Source organism: Agrobacterium sp. SORGH_AS_0440 (assembly GCF_031453135.1).
Lineage (GTDB): Bacteria > Pseudomonadota > Alphaproteobacteria > Rhizobiales > Rhizobiaceae > Agrobacterium > Agrobacterium pusense.
On record NZ_JAVIYR010000002.1, the window covers coordinates 1,166,430 to 1,184,820 of the forward strand.

The following is an 18,391-nucleotide window of genomic DNA, read 5'->3' on the forward strand; positions in this document are numbered from 1 at the left end:
CTGTTTATGCGCCAACCGCACGCCGGCGCAGGCCTTCGCGTTTTTCCAGTGCCATGCAACCCCACAATATGCCGAGCAGCAGGAAGAAGTGTCGCCAGTGGTCGGTATCGATGACAGCACCGATCATCACATGCCCGACGAAAGCCACCCACGAAATGATCAGGAAGGCCTGCCACGGGCGCGGGCGCAAGAGATGTCTGAAACCGGCGGCGATGGTCCAGCAGATCAGGACGAGATAGATGACGAAGCCGAACCAGCCATGTGTCGTCAGGCTTTTCAGCCAGATATTGTGCTCGGCTGCGGGAAAGATATTGTCGAACACCATCGGGCCGATACCGAGCGGATGTTCCATCGCCAGCAGGAAACCGAGATAATGGCGGGCGAACCGTCCCAGATGGCCGCCATCATAAGATTGCACGGCCGAGGCGCGGCTGGAGAACAAATCGGCCACCTGTTTGAACTGCAGCGCGATGAGGACAGCCGCTACCATCAGTCCGGCGGCGATGAGAAACAGCACGAGGATTTTCAGGCGAAACGCCGCCGTACGTTCCTTCAGCATCATGACGAAGACGAGCAGTACGGTGGCAAACAGAAACAGCCCCCAGGCCGCACGCGAAAACGACAGGAACACGCCAAGCGACAGGATCAGCAGGCCGAGGATTCGCCAGGGTGCGTGCATCGTCTTGCCGGTCAGCAGGCCGTAGATGAGATAAAGCGATGGTGTCACCAGAAAGGGACCGAAGACGTTCGGATCCTGAAAGGCTCCCTTGGCGCGATCGTAAAGGGTGAAGACTTCGAAGCCCGGAATGGCATGAAAATAGCCGATGATGCCGAGCAGGGAGGTGATCACCGCCGCCGCCAGCCACGCCCGGAAAATCAAAAGCAGCCGCTGGTATCGGTCCTCGATGATTGCCGCGTAAAACACCGAAGTCAGCGCCAGAAATGTCGAAACGGCGAGATAAAGCGGCCCCTCATCCAGGTCGGCCATGGTGGTGAGCGAGAGATATCCGCCGATATTGAAGGCGAGCAACAGGCACAGCAGCAGGACGACGGTGCGTGAAAGTCGCAGGCCAAGCAGAAACCACAGGGCCACTTGCCCGACCATCATCAGCTCATAGGGCGCTGGCTCGGAGATAACGAAGCCGGAAAGAAACACGCCGAAGGCAATGAAGAACGAACCGATGAGCCGCATGGCAGCCAAAGGCGCATCGAAATCCGGGGCGTGCTGGTAACCGGTGTGGGTCAATAGGCGTTTTCCGATTTGAGCAGCCGGATCGGCGTCAGGAACAGGATCTTGAGATCGAGAAACAGCGACCAGTTCTCGATGTAATAGAGATCATATTCGGTGCGGAACTTGATCTTGTCGCCATGGTCGATTTCTCCGCGCCAGCCATTGATCTGGGCCCAGCCGGTTACGCCGGGCTTGACCTTGTGTCTTGCGAAATAATGCTCCACCACTTCGGTATATTTCAGGTCGCCGGTCTGGGCATGAACCGCGTGCGGGCGGGGCCCGACCAGCGATAGGTCGCCATGAAGAACGTTGAAAAGCTGCGGCAGCTCGTCCATCGAGGACTTGCGCAGAAAGCGGCCAACGGGCGTTACGCGCGGATCGTTCTTGGTGACGGCCTTTTTTGCGGTCGGATCGCTGAGTTCCGTATACATGGACCGGAACTTCCAGACGTTGATGGTTTCATTGTTGAAGCCATGGCGCTTCTGCTTGAAGAGGATGGGCCCCTTGGACGTCGTTTTGACGGCGATTGCCGCGCCCACCATGACCGGCCACAGAAGGGCGATGCCGATGAGGCTGAAGGTGATGTCGAACAGCCGCTTCGCGACGGAATCCCAGTCCCGGATCGGTTTGTCGAAAACGTCAAGCATCGGCACCTTGCCGACGTGGGAATAGGCACGCGGGCGAAAGCGCAGCTTGTTGGCATGCGCCGCAATGCGGATATCGACCGGGAGCACCCAAAGCTTTCGCAAAAGCTGGAGAATGCGTGCCTCGGCGCTTAACGGCAGGGCAATGATCAGCATATCCAGTTTGGTCAGGCGGGCGAATTCCACCAGTTCGGCGAAAGTGCCGAGCTTGGGATAACCCGCGACGACGTCGGGAGAGCGCGCGCTTTGCCGGTCATCGAAGATGCCGCAGATGCGGATGTCGTTGTCGGATTGCTGCTCGAGCGAGCGAATGAGATCCTTGGCAGCATCACCACCGCCGACGATGACCGCCCGGCGTTCCATGACGCCATTGCGGCCCCAGTGGCGGATGGCGAAGCCAAGGATCAGTCGTCCGGTGAAAATGGCGATCGCGGCAATTGCATACCAGATGCCAAAGGCTTGCCAGGAATGCAGCGCATCCGGAAAAAAGAGCAGAAGGAAACAGGCTGTGCCAACGAAAGACAGGCAGACCGCGCCCTGAATGCGAGCGAACATCGACAGTGGCGTGCGTAGCGTCGGCAACTGATAACAGTCGCCGGCCTGAAGAAGAAAGACGCAGAGCGCGGCCCCCAGTACGCCGCCGCCAAAAACCGCCAAGAAGGTCTCAATACCCCGATCGGCGGCGACGCCGTTGATGATGGCGGCGATCACCACGAGCATGGTGAATTCCAGAAGCCGCAACTGGCCTATCACCATGTTCGGGGAGTGATTGCCGCCGCGAAGCTGGTTGGCAATCTGCCGTGCGAGGGGGTTGAGAACGACGGCTTCCGATGTCGAAGGCCCGTTGGCCTCTTGCTCGGAAATCTGTTTGCGCAACGACGCCAGATCGAATTGCAGTCTATCCTTGTCAGCCTTGGTCATTGCCTGGTCCGCACCCTCCAGCGCATCGGCGCGAAAATCGGCATCGATTTCCGACCGGACGATACGCAACTTCAAAGTGGTGGAGCGGGCCTGATGCATCCGGACGGACGCACGGCGCTCCACGATCTGGAAACTAGCCGAAACATGCTAAGAAACGTTTATGATGGGTTTCTTGAGGATGACGGAATATACAATCAAAAATCGTGCTTTTGAAATGATTTTAGAGCAACAGCAGGTCGCGATAGAGCTTCATCATGTCATCCGCCATGACCGGCGTCGAAAACTTCGCCCTGAAGCTGTCGGGGTGGGGCATGATCCGTTTCGCCCAACCGGCATCTTCGGCATCCCTGGCCATGGCCCTCGCCAGCGCCTCGACGTCGCCGGCCGGGACGAGCGCGTCGCTTTCTTCTCCCAAGACTTCGGGAATCCCGCCGACATGGGAGGCGATGACCGTTTTTCCCGCTGCAAGTGCCTCCAGCACGATATAGGGCATGGCCTCCGCGCGCGAGGGGACCACCACCGTCGTGGCCAGGGCGAAGGCCTGTCTGGCGGGCATGGCGGCATGCATGGAAATGCGCCGGGAAAGACCGGCCTTGTCGATCATCGCCGCGTATTTGTCCCTGTCCGGTCCATCGCCGACGATGACACCGGACATCGGCCGGCCGATGCCGCGCTCCATTTCCGCGAAGGCCTTGATGAAGAGGTCAGGCCCCTTAAGGTCGCGGAGCATGCCGATATAGAGGAAATGCGCCGCGCCCTCTTGCGCGGGGACGGGTTCGAACTCGTTTTCCTGTACGCCGTTATAGATCATCGCGGTACGGGTGCGCGGTTTGCCAACCTTGGCTTCATAGGCCGCCTGCTCGAACTTGCAGACGAAACAGAGCGCATCGGTGAACCGTTCCTGAAACCGCTCCAGCCGCAGGAAGAGCTGTCCCTTCAGGGTGTTGCGGGCATAATGCAGGCTTCCGCCGTGCGGTGAATAGAGGCGGGCTACGCGATACCTGTTCGCCCGCAGCAATGAGCCGATCAGCCGGGCCAAAGCGCCACCCTTGGCGCTGTGCCCGTGCAGAATGTCCGGCCGCAAACTTTTGATGTGTTTGTAGGATTTCCAAAGCGCCAGCAGATCGCCCGGGGTAATGGAGCGCCGGATGGGCAGGCGCGTCAGGCCGAGCTCCAGCATCGGCGCAATCTGCGCGAAAAGCCTCTCCTCATGCGCGCCGCCGGTGGAACTGTCGCAGACGATGCCAACCTTGTGGCCCTGCCTGACATGTTCTTCGATAAGATCACGCACATGGCGGAAAACGCCGCCCACCGGCGAGCGAAAACAGTGAATGATGCGCAGGGGAGGGCCGTCGTCCGACACGTTCGCCGCGCCCCTTTCAGAAGAATCGTTCACGCACATAGACGGTATCACCCGCAAGAATGGGTGCGGTGATACCGATCCGGCCCGTCATCACTTCCGCGTTTATCTTGCGGGTGACGTCGACATCTGCCTGATTGGCGCGCGGGCTGAAGCCGCCGGCAATGGCGATGGCGTTCTGCACCGTCATGCCCGGCACATAGGAATATTGGCCAGGACGGCCCACTTCGCCCATGATGAAGACGGGGCGATAACGATCTATCTCGATCGTGACATCGGGATCGCGCAGATATCCCTGCCGAAGCTTGGCCGCGATCGCGGCTTCCAGCTGCGGCAGCGTCTTGCCCCGCGCGGGCACCTGGCCGACGAGAGGGAAGGCGACATAGCCCGCCTGATCGACCGTATAGGTATTTGTCAGCCCGGCCTGTTCGAACACGTTGATACGCAGTCTGTCGCCGCTGTCGACGTGATAGGGTTGCAGTGCGGCCTCATTGAATGACCGTGGCGCAGGCTGATAGGCCGAACAGCCGGAAAGGGCCGTCAGAACGGCAAACGTCAGTGCGGTGACATGTCGTGATCCGGCGAGCGGCATCTCATCTGGCTCCGAGTCGAACTTTGATCATTCTTATCGTTCTGTTAGGGTTAATGCACGGTAAACGCGCAGCGTCAGGCCTGGTAATATCGGCTTTATTTCGTCGGAGTCTCGGTGATTAACGGTTGTGTTACCCGCAAGACTTAAACTTCGCGAAAATTGACCATCTTTATTTGAGCGCCCGAGGTTTATCTCGGTTACGGAGCCCGTATGAACGGCGATCGCATTGACGACAGGGATGTGGATATTGATCTTGCGCAACTCGTCGCGGCCATATGGCGGCGTCGGGGAAGAATCGCGGCCATAACGCTGCTGGCCAGCGGCGCCGCCTTTGTCTTTTCCAGCATGATGTCGCCCGCCTATAAGGGCGAGGCGCGCGTGCTCATTGAATCCCGTGCTGCTTCCTTTGGCGCTTCCCAGCAGTCCAACGCGCCGGCCGAGCCAGTGCTGGACGAACTGACAGTATCCAGCCAGGTGCAGATTCTGCAGTCCGTCGACCTCATCAAGCAGGTCGCCAGGGACATGAAGCTCTATGAACTCGAGGAATTCGATCCGGAGGCGCATCCTTCGCTGGTTTCGAGCCTGCTGGTTGCCGTCGGCGTCAAGAAGGATCCACTCCAGGTTCTGCCCGAAGAGCGGGTGCTGAAGGCGTTCCGCGAGAAATTGCAGGTCTATCAGGTCGAGAGTTCTCGTGTCATCACGGTCGAGTTTTCTTCAGAGGACCCGAAGCTCGCTGCGGCCATCCCGAACGAGATGATGAAGGCCTATCTCGCGCTGCAAAGCGGCGCGAAGCTCGATACCAGCACGGAAGCAGCGCGCTGGCTTGAGCCGGAAATAGCCACGCTGCGGGAAAAGGTGCGGGAGGCGGACAAAAAGGTCGCGGATTATCGTGCCTCCTCCGATCTTTTGTCGGCCGGGCAGGGCGAAACGCTCGCCACACGTCAGCTGAGCGACATCTCCACGGAACTCGGCCGTATCCGCGGCGAGCGCGCCAATGCGGAGGCGCGCGCAGAAGGCGTGCGCAACGCGCTTGCCAGCGGTCGTCCTCTCGATACCTTTCCCGATGTCGTCGCTTCTCCCACCATCCAGAGGCTGAAGGAAAACGAAACCAACATCCGCAGCCAGATTTCCGATCTTTCGTCTTCGCTGCTGGAAGGCCACCCCCGCATAAGGGCGCTGCGCAACCAGCTCGATGGCATCGAAAGGCAAATTCAGGAAGAAACCCGCAAGGTGCTGGCAAGTCTCGAAAACGAGGCCAATGTCTCACGCCTTCGGGAGCGGCAACTGGTGCAGCAACTGAACGTGCTGAAATCGGAAAGCGTGCGTGCCGGTGAGCAGCAGGTGGGCCTTAACGACCTGGAGCGGGAAGCATCCGCGCAGAGGCAGCTTCTGGAAACCTATCTCGCCCGCTATCGCGAGGCGACATCGAGGGCTGGCTCTGCGGATTCCACGCCGGCCGATGCGCGTGTGATTTCGACGGCAGTTGAGCCACGCGAACCCTATTTCCCGAAAACCGGTGCCATCACCATCGTTGTCACGCTCGCAGCATTTCTGCTGTCCTGCATTGTCGTCATGCTGGTGGAACTCTTTACGGGTAGGGCGCTGAAACCGGTCGGAAGAAGTCAGGTTCCACCACTTTCCGATCCGCCACCACCTGCACGCGGGCCGGTTGAAGCGGATGAGACGACGGATGCGCCTGAGCAGCCGGCGTCGGCACCTGCTGAAAATGTGGCGCCGGGCGTCCGCGCCATGCCGGTTGCGGCACAACAGCCCGTCGCCGTAGAAGAGAAACGGCGTGACCCGCCCGCAGCCACGGCCATGCCGCCAGCATTGGCGGCAGAAGATGTCCCGACTGCGAAAGAGGCGGTGGTGGATGAGGATGCCGATGCCGCCAGTGACTTTTCGATCGACGCCGTGGCGGGATTTCTGTCCACAAGGCTCGCCAAACCCGTCGCCGCCATTGTATCTCCGGCCGGTGACAGCGGTTCGACCACGAGCGTCATGCTGGCGCGCGCACTGTCTGAAATGGGGCGTTCGGTTGTTCTCGTCGACATGACGGCATCCGCCTGCCCGACGCGGCTGATGTCGCCCGAAGCCGGACTTCCCGGTGTCATGGACCTTCTGGCAGGAGCGGCCGCCTTCGGTGAAACCATTCACGGCGACCGTCTGTCAGATGCGCATATCGTTCCACGCGGCAATGCGCAGCCCCGCGAGGCGATGCGTGCTCTGGACCGCCTGACGATGATCCTCGGTGCGCTTTCCGACGCTTACGACACGGTGCTTGTGGAGTGTGGAGCGGTGCAGATTTCGAGCCTCGAAAAAATGCTGCGCAATCTGCCGGCAGAAATCATCGTCTCGGTTCCAGGCAAGGACGGGGAGATGCTGGAGAAAACGCTCGGAGAACTGGTTGCTCATGGCTACGAGCAGGCTCTGCCGATGACCGGCATGCGAAAGCCGGACCACCTGAGCGCGGCCTGACCGGCTGTTCAGTCGAGACCCCTTGTCGAGGCTGCTGCCGTCCGGCCGGCGCGGAAACGCTGAATGAGCGCATAGAGAGCCGGATTGGATTTGATCAGGCTTTTCGTTCGGGCGATCGCGACATAGGCTGCTGCGGCGACGCGACCTTTCACCGTTATCGGCAGGAATATATCGTGCTGCACGGTGAAAAGCGGGCACCAGCTGCGCTTGTAGAGCTGGTCGCCGACCCCGAAATCGAAGATCGCAGCCTTTTGGTGGCACGCCCTTTCAATCATCAGCCAGAACAGCAATTCCCCGGGGCTGAGTTCTGAAACGGATTCATCGATCGAACCGAACTGGCAGATGATGTGGTCCTGCTTGCGCGAAAGACCGGCTATTGCGGCGATGACGCCCTCGTTCTCGCCGTGCAGGCGAATGGCATGCAGCTCCAGCAGACTGTCTGTGCCCGTCTCGGGAAAATTGGCCAGGTCGTAAAAGAAATCCTTTACCGATTGGTCGCGAAAGACATCCGGAATGCCCTGCGATGCAAAACGGGCGGCTTTCTGCCGGAAGAAGGCCTGCAATAATTCACATCTTTCCTGTGGCGAATACGCGATCACATGGCTGTAACCGCCCATTTCCTCGGCTCTCCGGCTCTGGATCCGGAATTTCTTCCGCCGTCTCTTGGCATTGACCTGCCGGAGCGTGGCCTCGAAACTTTCGAGCAACGGAAGCTGGAAGGCCGGATTCTGGTTTTCGACCGAAGCTAGATGCGACAGGGGGTTGGTCCTGCCGCGCCACGTCAGCGGTATGTTCTGCAAAGCCAGAATGTCGGCCCGGCCGTGCAGCAGCTTCCGCGCCTCGCGGGCAATCGCCGCCGCGATTTCCTCTCCGGCCTGTTCGGCAAAGGAGGGGTCGAAAAGCCCGGTATTGATATTGTTGAAACGGCCGCCGGGGAAACGCGCCTTGCGAATGCCGCCCTCTAGCACGATTTCAAGCGGAAGCAGGAAGATCGTCTTGCCGCCCTGCCGGCCGCGAAGCGTCAGGAGCGCGCTGTCCTGCGTTTGTGCCCAGATGGAGCACCACCCAAAACCCTGATGCAGGGAATTGAGCGGATCGTTTTCCAGCCGCTTCCAATCGACATGGATGGTGGAAGCGTCATCGACGAGATCGACCGACAGACGGTCAGCGCCCCGCCGCTCGTTTTGCACGGCGGTCAGCGCTTGCTCGTCGCTGGTAAAGACCGGCCCCTCAGCCGCCATCCACTCTCTCCGGTTGTTTCGGTCGGACTATATCTTTGAGCGGCAAACAATCGGTTTATAAAATTGCGACCTTGAGGTGTCACGCGGTGGTCCCGCATTAGCCCTGTTTTTTTGGCCCGGCCATCCATTTGATGATCAGCATCGCCGGCAAAATCCACAAAACTCCTGTCAGCACGAAGTAAGCGAGATGCACCCACCAGGGCGATTGCGCCAGCGCCGCCGATGCAATGGCCGTCGCCACCACGGCGTAAACGACGACGAGGCAGATGATGACGATGGTGCCGATAAGCGATCTGAGGCGAGGGTGCATGAAATCTTCCGTGATTGAACAGGTGCATGACTATAGCGCCGCGACCGGATGCCGCAAACCCTGAGGCCTTGTTTTGTGGTGCCGGTTGGGGCTAATCAACATGGCTGTATGAAGGAGACTGAAAGATGAGTTCGAGCGGCATGACGATGGCCAATGGTTCCGCGGAAATGGTGGTGCAGGCTGCCCTGCAGAAGCAGGAGAAGGACCGCCGCCTGCTGCGCGTCTGGCTGCGCCTCGTGCTTTTCACACTCTTCTGTCTGGTGCTCGTTGGTGGCGCAACCCGCCTGACCGAATCCGGCCTGTCGATTACCGAATGGAAACCGATCCATGGCGCGATACCGCCGCTCTCCGTTGCGGAATGGGAAGAGGAGTTCCAGCTCTACAAGCGCATTCCGCAATATCAGGAAATCAACAAGGGCATGTCGCTCGACGAGTTCAAGACGATCTTCTGGTGGGAATGGGCGCATCGCCTGCTTGCCCGCGCCATCGGCCTCATCTTTGCTTTGCCGCTCGCCTTCTTCTGGCTGACAGGCCGCGTCGAAAAGCGCCTCCGGCTACCACTGGTCGGTCTACTGGCGCTTGGCGGCTTCCAGGGCTTCATCGGCTGGTGGATGGTCTCTTCGGGCCTCGTCAACCGCACGGATGTCTCGCAATATCGTCTTGCCACACATCTGACCATCGCCTGCCTCATCTTTGCGGGCTGCATGTGGATTTTGCGCGGCCTGTCCCATCATTCCCCCGAGGCCACCGACGAAAAGACGGGCAGGGGCTTTGCCGCGCTGTTGACGGTGCTCTGTCTCTTCCAGATCTATCTCGGCGCATTGGTGGCGGGGTTGAATGCCGGCCTGTCCTATAATACGTGGCCGCTGATGGATGGTTCGCTGGTGCCGGGCGATCTCTTCCTGCAGCAGCCCTGGTGGATCAACCTCTTCGAAAACCCCAAGACGGTGCAGTTCATTCACCGCCTGGGCGCCTATACGCTGTTTGCCGCCACGCTGTGGCATATGGCATCGATGGCGCGCGCCTTGCCCGGCACGCCGCACGCCCGCCGCGCGGTGCTGTTCTTCGTGCTCGTCTGCATTCAGGCGGCGCTGGGAGTAACCACGCTGCTCATGCATGTGGATATTCATGTCGCGCTCGCCCATCAGGGCATGGCGCTGGTCGTGCTCGGTTTTGCGGTTGCCCACTGGCGCGGATTCATTGGAGAATATCCGCCGCCAGTTGCGGTTGAAGTCAGGGACTGAACTCGCTCAGAACTGTTTCAGGACGGCCTTAATGGTTGCCGCGACAGCGAGTTCGTTGTCGCGTTCTTCCGCATTTTCGTCCTCTTCATGCCACGCGGCAGAAAGGCAGCCATAGGCAAAGGCATATTGCAGCAATAGCCGTTCGTCCCGTTGGAGAGCCTTCGCAAAAATCGCCGCCATGGAGGCGATGCGCGCTTCGCTGCGGGTGAGGTCAAAACGGTCGAGCGGATTGGAGAACATGTTGGCGACATCGAGCGCCGCATCGCCGATCAGGCCAGCCGGATCGATGATGATCCAGCCGCGATCGCTGCGCATGATATTCTCATGGTGCAGATCGCCATGCAGCGGCTTGATATCCCGCTGCTGGCCGATCAGTTCCTGCGCAAGCGCGGCGGCCTCGATATAGGCGCTGTCGATGCCGTCGGAACGATCCTGTTCGGCCTTGCGGAACAGACTTTCGAAATAGAGAGGCAGCGTCAGCAGACTTGAGGGCGGCGGCTGCTCGGACGGCTGGTGATATCGAAACAGGACCTCCGCTGCGATTTCCGTGGTGGAATCGTCGTCACCGTCGCGGAACAGCACGTCGCGCAGGGTCTCCGTGCCGGCATGTTCCATCAGAAGAATATCATCGGAGCGGTCAAGCAACTCCACGCAGCCGATCCCGGCGCGCCATTCGATGAAATCCGCGCCGCGAAGGCTGTCCGTCAATACTTTCTTCTTCAGAACCTTGGCGACCGCAAGGGAACCGTCATCGCGCACAAGCTCGTAGACCACCCCGGCAGGCGTATCCGCAATCTGCTTTACGGCCTCGATATTCCACGAGGCCGGAAAAGAGGGCGTGGTCATGGTCATGAGCAACGTCTCATGCAGAGAGCATCAGTTCCATGTTCTGCACGGCAGCACCGGAGGCACCCTTGCCGAGATTGTCGAGCAACGCGACGAGGTTGATATGCTCGCCGCCCTCGGTGCCGAAGACGAAGAGCTTCATCGTATCCTTGCCAGCCAATTCCTCGGCATCGATACGCGCCAACCCCTTGCTCTCGGCCAGAGGCACGACGCTGACGATATCCTGTCCAGCGTAATGGGCGGTGAGTGCCGCATGGATCGTTTCGATATCAGTGCCTTCCTTAAGGTCGGCGGCGAACAGCGGCACCTGGACGATCATGCCCTGCGGGAAGCGACCTACGGAGGGCGAAAACAGCGGCGCGCGGTCAAGCTGGCCGTGAATGGTCATTTCAGGCACGTGCTTGTGCTTGAGCGTCAGGCCGTAAAGGAAATTATTGGCGCTGATGGCGTCGTCGCGGCTCTGGTCTTCCATTTGCGCAATCATCTGCTTGCCGCCGCCAGTATAGCCGGAGACCGCATTGACGCTGACAGGATAACCGTCCGGCAGGAGGCCAGCGGCCCGCAGCGGGCGAATAAGGGCGATAGCACCGGTCGGATAGCAGCCGGGATTGGCGACGAGGCGGGCAGAGCGAACCTTCTCGCCCTGGTCCTTATCCATTTCGGCAAAACCGTAAGCCCAGTCCTGATGAACGCGATAAGCGGTGGAGGTATCGATGATGCGGACATTATTGTTGCCAGCCACCATGGAAACCGCTTCCCGGGACGCGTCGTCCGGCAGGCAGAGGATCGAAATGTCGGCGCTATTGAGCATATCCTCGCGCATCGCCGCATTGCGGCGCTCGGCTTCCGGAATGGACAGCAGCTCGATATCGCGGCGACCGGCAAGGCGCGTGCGGATCTGCAGACCCGTGGTGCCGTGTTCGCCATCGATGAAGATCTTCGCTGTCATGTCCTTGTCCTGACTTTTCAGAGGGTTGCGAGGGTAGTCGGAATCAGTTTGGCAAGTGCCGTCGTCTTTGTCAGCCAGCCTTGGCCAGCCGTTCGGCACGCAGGCCAAGCATATACATTGCAACGGTCGCTCCGGCAATGGCGGTAATATCCGCATGATCGTAGGCGGGTGCCACCTCCACGACGTCGGAGCCGCGAATATCGAGCTGGCCAAGCCCACGCAAAACGGAGAGAATTTTCGCGCTGGTCGGCCCGCCGGCGACGGGTGTGCCGGTTCCCGGCGCGAAGGCGGGATCGAGGCAATCAATATCGAAGGTGAGATAGGTGGGCATACCGCCCGTGTGCTTGACGATCAGCGACGCGATATCGCTGGCCCGCATGTCCTCCACCTCGTAACCGTGGAGAATCCGGATGCCGAAATCGTCAGGCGCGTGGGTGCGGATGCCGATCTGGATCGAGCGGTCGGCATCGATCAGCCCGTCGCGCACGGCGCGGGCCACGAAGGAGCCGTGGTCGATGCGCTTGCCATCGTCGAACCATGTATCCTGATGCGCGTCGAACTGCACCAGCGCGAGTGGGCCGTGCTTGGCCACATGCGCTTTCAGCAATGGCCAGGTGATGAAATGATCGCCGCCGAGCGTCAGCAGGTAATCCGTCTTGGAGATGATCCTGCGCGCTTCCTTTTCGATCGTGTCAGGCGTTTTCCAGTGGTTGCCGTAGTCAAGCAGGCAGTCGCCATAATCAATGGTCGGCATATGGACGAAGAGATCGCGCGCGAAAGGATATTGCGGATCATTATCGAAAATCGCCGAAGCGCGGCGGATCGCCTGGGGGCCGAAACGTGCGCCGGGACGGTTGGAGGTCGCCGCGTCGAAGGGAATGCCCCAGACGGCCGTCGAAACGCCTTTGAGGTTCTTGGTATATTTGCGCCGCATGAAGGAGAGGACACCGGCATGGGTCGGGTCCGTAGCAGACGATGTCAGGGACATTGCGGTGAAGGCATGGTCGATGGTTTTGGCCGGCATTGATCACCCCATTGCGATTTGCGCCGAGGTTGCTGTCTTCCTGATGAAAAAACAAGGGAGGAGGCCATGAAAAAAGGCGGAGCCGAAGCCCCGCCTTTCGAAGTTCTGAACGAACCGTTCCTGGAAGCGATTAGCGCTTCGAGAACTGGAACGAACGGCGGGCCTTGGCCTTACCGTACTTCTTACGCTCGACAACGCGGCTGTCGCGGGTCAGGAAGCCACCCTTCTTCAGAACGGAGCGCAGGCCCGGTTCGAAGTAGGTGAGGGCCTTGGACAGACCGTGACGAACGGCGCCGGCCTGACCGGACAGACCACCACCGGCAACGGTAGCGATGATGTCGAACTGACCCGTGCGGGCAGCGGCAACGATCGGCTGCTGGAGGATCATCTGCAGAACCGGACGTGCGAAATACGTGGTGAAATCGCGGCCGTTGATGATGATCTTGCCAGAACCGGCCTTGACCCATACGCGGGCTACGGCGTTCTTGCGCTTGCCGGTCGCGTAGGAGCGGCCGAGGGTATCAACCTTGCGGACATGCACGGGAGCCGAAGCTTCCGAAGCCGGGGCGAGGTCTTTCAGAGAGGAAAGATCGGCCATTATCAGGCGCTCCTTACGTTCTTCTTGTTGAGCGCGGCAACGTCGAGAACGACCGGCTGCTGTGCTTCGTGCGGGTGGTTGGAACCGGCGTAAACGCGCAGGTTCTTCATCTGACGACGGCCGAGCGGACCGCGCGGGATCATGCGCTCGACGGCCTTTTCAACGACGCGCTCCGGGAAGCGGCCTTCGATGATCTGGCGAGCCGTACGCTCCTTGATGCCACCCGGGTGACCGGTGTGCCAGTAGTACTTCTTGTCGGAATACTTCTTGCCGGTGAGGGCAACCTTTTCCGCATTGATAACGATGACGTTGTCGCCATCATCAACGTGGGGGGTGTAGGTAGCCTTGTGCTTGCCGCGCAGGCGGGTTGCAACGATGGTGGCGAGGCGACCAACAACGAGGCCTTCGGCGTCGATGATGACCCACTTCTTCTCCACCTCAGCGGGCTTCTGAACGAAAGTAGACATGAATTTCACTTTCTAACGTGGACCCGTCATCCTCTTCATGAAGAGCATACGGGCGTTTCTTGTTGCTTGGTTTGGTTGCCGATAAGGGCTACCGCAAATGACCCTATTCCGGCTGGAATCCGATCTGGCGCGCTTATACGGTGCGCGAACGAAAGCGTCAATATGATCGATTTTGGAGGTCTCAAAAATAATCAAGTAAAAACAAACGGTTGGTTATGGGGTATTATTTTACCCCATCATCTGACCTCGTTTTACCCCAGCCGCATCACCAGAACGCCCGCTGCAATGATGCCTCCGGCAAGGTAGCGCCAGATGCTGGCGCGTTCTTTCAGGATCACCACTGATATCACCAGCGCGAAAAGAATGGAGGTTTCCCGGAGTGCTGCGACGACGGCAACAGGCGCTTTGGTCATGGCGTAGAGCGCCAGCCCATAGGAGAGTATGGAGCCGCCGCCACCGATAAGGCCACGCCACCAGTTGCGCCGGACATGCTGGACGACGGGGCCAGCGCCCCGCTGGTAAAACGCGAAACCGAACAGCAGCACGGGTGGCAGCAGAGACATCCAGAGCGTGTATGAGATGGCGTTGCCGGAAAGCCTTGCGCCGACACCGTCGACGAAGGTGTAGGACGCAATCACGAAAGCGTTGAGCAGGGCGACCATGATCGCCTTTCCGCCCCCGCGCCTTGCCTCGAAAGCAAGCGTCAGGATCCCCGCGGAGATAACGCCGATGCCCGCAATCGCCAGCGGGCTCAAAATCTCGCTCAGGAACAGGCTGCTCGTCGCCGCCACAATCAAGGGTGCCACGCCGCGCATGACGGGATAGACAAGGCCGATGTCGCCGATCGTATAGGCGGCGGCGACAAGGCGGAAATAAGCGAATTGCAGGACGGCTGAGGCGATCAGGAAGGGAATGGCGAATGGCGAGGGAAACGGCAGGAAAGGCAGAAACGGCAGCGAACAGGCTGCAGCTCCCGCCGCAATCAACGAGGCGTCCAACGATTTATCGGAACCGGATTTGACCAGCGCATTCCATCCGGCATGCAGCATAGCGCCCAGAAGCACCAGAATAAGAATGTCGAATGTCACAGTCAGAGACTCGCTCGCGGGCTTTTTGGGCAATCTACAGCATTGGCCTCAGAAACTGGAAGTCATTTTCCGGACGGGCAGGTGTACGCTTTCAATCGCCTCGCCGAGGCCGTCCCCAATCCGGTGCCTACGGGCTTTGTTTTTATGGATTATGACACGCGTCAAATTTTTTATTTCTATGCGTCATGAAAAAACGAGATCCAATATCGCGCATGAGAAACGCTTTCCTGCTTCTGATTTAATCCGGAAAATAACGCCTGATGCACGGCTTTCGGCTCTGCCTCGCGCTGCGAATTTCCTTGAAAAATGACCGAGCACACCATTTATCCCAGTTGTTGGTATTGCGTCTGGCGTTTCAAATGAGCGTGCGGGCGACTAGAATCGTATGATCACCAATGAAAATAAATTTCAGAATCCCCATCGAAACTCCACTATAACGTTGCAGACTTATAGAATGGTTGGTTTACGAAATAACTTTTTGAAAATTAGTCGCGGCTAAATAACCGGTGAACGGAATGAAAACAAACAGGAGACGAAGAGCGCATGAAATGCACGCTAATGTTGTTTCCGCCTGTTTCGATGGCCGTTCGGCGCAATTTTTGAAAAGTGGATGAAAATACTCAATACATCCGGTGTGTGCGCGATTTTGTGAAATCATTTTGCGTCGATGAAAACGGGGTTGCAGAGTGCCGATCCGGCGGAGATATTAATTTTTGCGCTTTCGGGGTTCCGGAGACGACCGGAGCGTCCCAGATGAGAATGGCATCGCATGAAACGGCGTGAAGGTTGCCGGCGCTGGAACCATGCGGGAGAGGAGAGGCTGGTGGGCATTAAAGCAACGCTCCAGACGCCTGCGCCTCTCTGGATCAGGTGGTATGCCAAAGGAATAAGTTGACATGCAGCATGATACTTACGAAGCGGATTACCTCAGGAAAATCCTGACGAATGTCAAAACCATCGCCCTGCTGGGAGCTTCGCCCAATCCGGATCGGCCGAGCCATGGCGTCATGCGCTTCCTGCTGTCCAAGGGCTATCGCGTGTTTCCGGTCAATCCGGGTCAGGCGGGCAAGGAGATACTGGGACAAGCGGTCTATGCCCGGCTGGCCGATATTCCCGAGGCTGTTGATATGATCGATGTGTTTCGTGCGCCGGAATATCTTTCCGCGATTGTCGACGAGGCGAACTTGCTGCCGCAACGCCCAAAGGTGATCTGGGGTCAGCTATCCGTGCGGGACGATAATGCCGCCGCCAAGGCCGAGGCTTATGGCATTGACGTGGTGATGAACCGTTGCCCGGCAATTGAGTATCCGCGTCTCAATATCGCACGATAGTTGGTACGGATTGGGCTTATCATTTGGCGTCAAGGCATTATGATCCCTCCAGAATTCCATTGGAGGAAACATCATGCCGAGCAGCAATCCCGGTTTTTCAACGCTGGCCATCCATGCGGGCGCACAGCCTGATCCTACGACCGGCGCACGGGCGACACCCATCTATCAGACGACGGCCTACGCTTTCCGTGATGCGGATCATGCCGCCGCCCTGTTTGGGCTGAAAGAGTTCGGCAATATCTACACCCGCATCATGAACCCCACTCAGGCGGTTCTGGAAGAGCGTGTGGCCGCGCTTGAGGGTGGTACCGCAGCGCTTGCCGTCGCCTCCGGCCACGCCGCACAATTGCTGGTTTTTCATACGCTGCTGCAGTCCGGCGACAATTTCATCGCCGCCCGTCAGCTTTACGGCGGATCGATCAACCAGTTCGGCCACGCCTTCAAAGGTTTCGACTGGCAGGTTCGCTGGGCCGACGCCACCGATCCCGCCAGTTTCGAACAGCAGATCGATGAGCGCACACGCGCCGTCTTCATAGAAAGCCTTGCAAATCCAGGCGGCATCTTTGTGGATATCGCCGCAATTGCCGAAGTTGCCCATCGGCACGGCCTGCCGCTGATCGTCGACAACACGATGGCAAGCCCATATCTGCTGCGACCGCTGGAACACGGTGCAGACATCGTACTGCATTCGCTGACGAAATTCCTCGGCGGCCACGGTAATTCCATGGGCGGCATCATCGTTGACGGCGGAACCTTCGACTGGTCGGCAACTGACCGGTTTCCGGCCCTGTCACAGCCCCGGCCCGAATATTCCGGCGTCGTGCTCCACCAGACTTTCGGCAATTTCGCCTTTGCCATCGCCTGCCGCGTGCTTGGCCTGCGCGATCTCGGCCCGGCGATTTCGCCCTTCAACGCCTTCCTCATTCTCACGGGAATTGAGACCCTGCCGCTGCGCGTTCAACGCCATTCAGACAATGCGCTTGCCGTCGCCAAATGGCTTAAGGCACATCCCAAGGTCGGCTGGGTGAATTATGCCGGCCTGGAGGAAAGCGACAATCACGCCCTCCAGCAGCGTTACTCGCCGAAGGGCGCGGGTTCGGTCTTCACATTTGGCGTCAAGGGCGGTTATGCGGCCGGCAAGGCGCTGGTCGAAGGGCTGCAGCTATTCTCCCATCTCGCCAATATCGGTGACACGCGCTCGCTCGTCATCCACCCGGCTTCCACCACCCATGCCCAGCTGACGCCGGAACAGCAGACGGCGGCTGGCGCCGGTCCGGATGTGGTGCGTCTGTCCGTCGGAATCGAGGATGTTAACGACATCATTGCCGATCTTGAACAATCGCTTGCAAAAGTCTGAGAGGCCGGCGTCGCGATGAGCAACCTACTGACATTCGAAGATGCTCCCCTCGAAGCAGAGCATGGTGCGCCAGCGCCGGAGCGATTGATCTCCGGCGACCCCAAATTCACCACATGGAATCTGGAGGAAGCGCCGGGCGGAATTTATGCCGGCATCTGGCAATCCACACCCGGAAAATGGCGTGTCGTCTATGACGAATGGGAATATTTCAGCATCCTCGAGGGCCATTCCATCCTGACCGAGGATGGCGGGCCCCCGCGTGACCTCAGACCGGGCGACAGGCTTGTGCTGCGGCCCGGCTTTACCGGCACCTGGGAAGTCGTGGAGACAACACGAAAAGACTATGTCATCAGGCTATGACGGCGGAAATCCGCTCGGTCACGCTATTGCTGGTCGAACGAGATGATGGATTGAAGGAGCCCGGGAAAACGGGCTTCCAAATCGTCGACACGAACGACGCTGATATTCTCGACACCCTGTTTGTGGGTTCGAATCAAGCCTGCCTCCCGCAGGATCCGCATATGGCTGGACAGGGTTGAACGCGGCATGTCCTGGCAGGGTGCTGCGGCACCACAATTCTGTCCGGTCTCGGAGCCCCATAATTTTCGGATGATGCCCATGCGTGCCGGTTCGCCAAGAGCGGCGAGCACGGCCGTGAGCGAAATGTCTTCGCGTGCGGGATGAAAAAACTGAGCCATGGACCGCCTCTA

The 18,391-nt window shown here is 59.2% G+C and carries 18 protein-coding genes; 5 read left to right on the forward strand and 13 right to left on the reverse strand.

Annotation, left to right across the window (positions count from 1 at the left end; genetic code table 11):
• Positions 1-4: 4 nt before the first annotated feature.
• The 4 genes from uppF to uppC all read right to left on the reverse strand — a co-directional run bounded on the left by uppF (position 5) and on the right by uppC (position 4,748).
• Positions 5-1,246, reverse strand: a complete 1,242-nt coding sequence (uppF, locus tag QE453_RS15050; protein ID WP_004441266.1) for a polysaccharide biosynthesis O-antigen ligase family protein UppF — start codon at positions 1,244-1,246, stop codon at positions 5-7.
• Complete coding sequence (uppE, locus tag QE453_RS15055; RefSeq protein ID WP_004441267.1) at positions 1,243-2,796, reverse strand: polysaccharide biosynthesis glycosyltransferase UppE; 1,554 nt, start codon at positions 2,794-2,796, stop codon at positions 1,243-1,245. Before uppE ends, uppF begins: the two co-directional genes overlap by 4 nt.
• 220 nt (positions 2,797-3,016) lie before the next feature.
• Entirely contained in the window at positions 3,017-4,159 is a 1,143-nt protein-coding gene (uppD, locus tag QE453_RS15060) for a polysaccharide biosynthesis type 4 glycosyltransferase UppD (protein ID WP_035207901.1), read from the reverse strand.
• A gap of 16 nt (positions 4,160-4,175) precedes the next feature.
• The gene (uppC, locus tag QE453_RS15065) at positions 4,176-4,748 is read right to left on the reverse strand and encodes a polysaccharide export protein UppC (RefSeq protein WP_004441270.1); all 573 of its coding nucleotides are present in this window, start codon (positions 4,746-4,748) and stop codon (positions 4,176-4,178) included.
• Between the two features lie 210 nt (positions 4,749-4,958).
• On the opposite strand from uppC, the gene uppB reads away from it, so the two are divergent.
• Positions 4,959-7,226: a polysaccharide biosynthesis protein UppB gene (gene uppB / locus QE453_RS15070; protein WP_309777365.1), complete on the forward strand. Its 2,268-nt coding sequence runs from the start codon at positions 4,959-4,961 to the stop codon at positions 7,224-7,226.
• A gap of 8 nt (positions 7,227-7,234) precedes the next feature.
• Here the strand turns inward: uppB and uppA are convergent, their stop codons facing one another.
• Both uppA and QE453_RS15080 read right to left on the reverse strand, forming a co-directional pair.
• Positions 7,235-8,467 carry a polysaccharide biosynthesis GNAT family N-acetyltransferase UppA gene (gene uppA, locus QE453_RS15075; protein ID WP_309777366.1) on the reverse strand — a complete coding sequence of 411 codons (1,233 nt, stop codon included), beginning with the start codon at positions 8,465-8,467 and terminating at the stop codon, positions 7,235-7,237.
• A gap of 97 nt (positions 8,468-8,564) precedes the next feature.
• Positions 8,565-8,777, reverse strand: coding sequence for a DUF2842 domain-containing protein (locus QE453_RS15080; protein WP_022556022.1), 213 nt, complete (start codon positions 8,775-8,777; stop codon positions 8,565-8,567).
• 140 nt (positions 8,778-8,917) lie between these two features.
• On the opposite strand from QE453_RS15080, the gene QE453_RS15085 reads away from it, so the two are divergent.
• On the forward strand, positions 8,918-10,021 hold the full coding sequence (locus QE453_RS15085; protein WP_207589635.1) for a COX15/CtaA family protein: 1,104 nt from the start codon (positions 8,918-8,920) through the stop codon (positions 10,019-10,021).
• A gap of 6 nt (positions 10,022-10,027) precedes the next feature.
• On the opposite strand, the gene QE453_RS15090 is transcribed toward QE453_RS15085, so the two are convergent.
• From QE453_RS15090 to QE453_RS15115, 6 genes are all read right to left on the reverse strand, one after another.
• Positions 10,028-10,873: an aminoglycoside phosphotransferase family protein gene (locus QE453_RS15090; protein WP_309777367.1), complete on the reverse strand. Its 846-nt coding sequence runs from the start codon at positions 10,871-10,873 to the stop codon at positions 10,028-10,030.
• A gap of 10 nt (positions 10,874-10,883) precedes the next feature.
• Positions 10,884-11,816 carry an N-acetyl-gamma-glutamyl-phosphate reductase gene (gene argC / locus QE453_RS15095; RefSeq protein ID WP_004441284.1) on the reverse strand — a complete coding sequence of 311 codons (933 nt, stop codon included), beginning with the start codon at positions 11,814-11,816 and terminating at the stop codon, positions 10,884-10,886.
• A gap of 70 nt (positions 11,817-11,886) precedes the next feature.
• A complete protein-coding gene (gene speB, locus QE453_RS15100) occupies positions 11,887-12,840 on the reverse strand; it encodes an agmatinase (RefSeq protein WP_309777368.1) in 954 nt (317 codons plus the stop codon).
• A gap of 130 nt (positions 12,841-12,970) precedes the next feature.
• Entirely contained in the window at positions 12,971-13,438 is a 468-nt protein-coding gene (gene rpsI / locus QE453_RS15105; protein ID WP_003521540.1) for a 30S ribosomal protein S9, read from the reverse strand.
• Positions 13,439-13,440: 2 nt separating this feature from the next.
• Positions 13,441-13,905, reverse strand: a complete 465-nt coding sequence (gene rplM / locus QE453_RS15110) for a 50S ribosomal protein L13 (protein WP_004441288.1) — start codon at positions 13,903-13,905, stop codon at positions 13,441-13,443.
• 251 nt (positions 13,906-14,156) lie between these two features.
• Positions 14,157-14,993, reverse strand: a complete 837-nt coding sequence (locus QE453_RS15115) for an EamA family transporter (RefSeq protein ID WP_107339837.1) — start codon at positions 14,991-14,993, stop codon at positions 14,157-14,159.
• Positions 14,994-15,889: 896 nt separating this feature from the next.
• On the opposite strand from QE453_RS15115, the gene QE453_RS15120 reads away from it, so the two are divergent.
• The 3 genes from QE453_RS15120 (at position 15,890) to QE453_RS15130 (ending at position 18,041) form a co-directional block, all read left to right on the forward strand.
• On the forward strand, positions 15,890-16,324 hold the full coding sequence (locus tag QE453_RS15120) for a CoA-binding protein (RefSeq protein WP_309777371.1): 435 nt from the start codon (positions 15,890-15,892) through the stop codon (positions 16,322-16,324).
• Between the two features lie 73 nt (positions 16,325-16,397).
• Positions 16,398-17,681 (forward strand): O-acetylhomoserine aminocarboxypropyltransferase, encoded by a 1,284-nt coding sequence (locus QE453_RS15125; RefSeq protein WP_022556029.1) that lies wholly within the window; start codon positions 16,398-16,400, stop codon positions 17,679-17,681.
• A gap of 15 nt (positions 17,682-17,696) precedes the next feature.
• Positions 17,697-18,041 carry a cupin domain-containing protein gene (locus QE453_RS15130; RefSeq protein ID WP_006697984.1) on the forward strand — a complete coding sequence of 115 codons (345 nt, stop codon included), beginning with the start codon at positions 17,697-17,699 and terminating at the stop codon, positions 18,039-18,041.
• 23 nt (positions 18,042-18,064) lie between these two features.
• Here the strand turns inward: QE453_RS15130 and QE453_RS15135 are convergent, their stop codons facing one another.
• On the reverse strand, positions 18,065-18,379 hold the full coding sequence (locus QE453_RS15135) for a transcriptional regulator (RefSeq protein ID WP_006697985.1): 315 nt from the start codon (positions 18,377-18,379) through the stop codon (positions 18,065-18,067).
• Positions 18,380-18,391 lie beyond the last annotated feature (12 nt).

Bases quoted from the DNA above. Each gene is read 5' to 3' on its own strand.
- QE453_RS15085 (WP_207589635.1), top strand. From the start codon at position 8,918: ATGACGATGGCCAATGGTTCCGCGGAAATGGTGGTGCAGGCTGCCCTG.
- QE453_RS15120 (WP_309777371.1), top strand. From the start codon at position 15,890: ATGCAGCATGATACTTACGAAGCGGATTACCTCAGGAAAATCCTGACG.
- QE453_RS15135 (WP_006697985.1), bottom strand. From the start codon at position 18,379: ATGGCTCAGTTTTTTCATCCCGCACGCGAAGACATTTCGCTCACGGCC.
- rplM (WP_004441288.1), bottom strand. From the start codon at position 13,905: ATGTCTACTTTCGTTCAGAAGCCCGCTGAGGTGGAGAAGAAGTGGGTC.
- uppE (WP_004441267.1), bottom strand. From the start codon at position 2,796: ATGACCAAGGCTGACAAGGATAGACTGCAATTCGATCTGGCGTCGTTG.
- argC (WP_004441284.1), bottom strand. From the start codon at position 11,816: ATGACAGCGAAGATCTTCATCGATGGCGAACACGGCACCACGGGTCTG.
- QE453_RS15125 (WP_022556029.1), top strand. From the start codon at position 16,398: ATGCCGAGCAGCAATCCCGGTTTTTCAACGCTGGCCATCCATGCGGGC.
- uppC (WP_004441270.1), bottom strand. From the start codon at position 4,748: ATGCCGCTCGCCGGATCACGACATGTCACCGCACTGACGTTTGCCGTT.
- uppB (WP_309777365.1), top strand. From the start codon at position 4,959: ATGAACGGCGATCGCATTGACGACAGGGATGTGGATATTGATCTTGCG.
- QE453_RS15130 (WP_006697984.1), top strand. From the start codon at position 17,697: ATGAGCAACCTACTGACATTCGAAGATGCTCCCCTCGAAGCAGAGCAT.
- QE453_RS15090 (WP_309777367.1), bottom strand. From the start codon at position 10,873: ATGACCATGACCACGCCCTCTTTTCCGGCCTCGTGGAATATCGAGGCC.
- QE453_RS15080 (WP_022556022.1), bottom strand. From the start codon at position 8,777: ATGCACCCTCGCCTCAGATCGCTTATCGGCACCATCGTCATCATCTGC.
- rpsI (WP_003521540.1), bottom strand. From the start codon at position 13,438: ATGGCCGATCTTTCCTCTCTGAAAGACCTCGCCCCGGCTTCGGAAGCT.
- uppA (WP_309777366.1), bottom strand. From the start codon at position 8,467: ATGGCGGCTGAGGGGCCGGTCTTTACCAGCGACGAGCAAGCGCTGACC.
- speB (WP_309777368.1), bottom strand. From the start codon at position 12,840: ATGCCGGCCAAAACCATCGACCATGCCTTCACCGCAATGTCCCTGACA.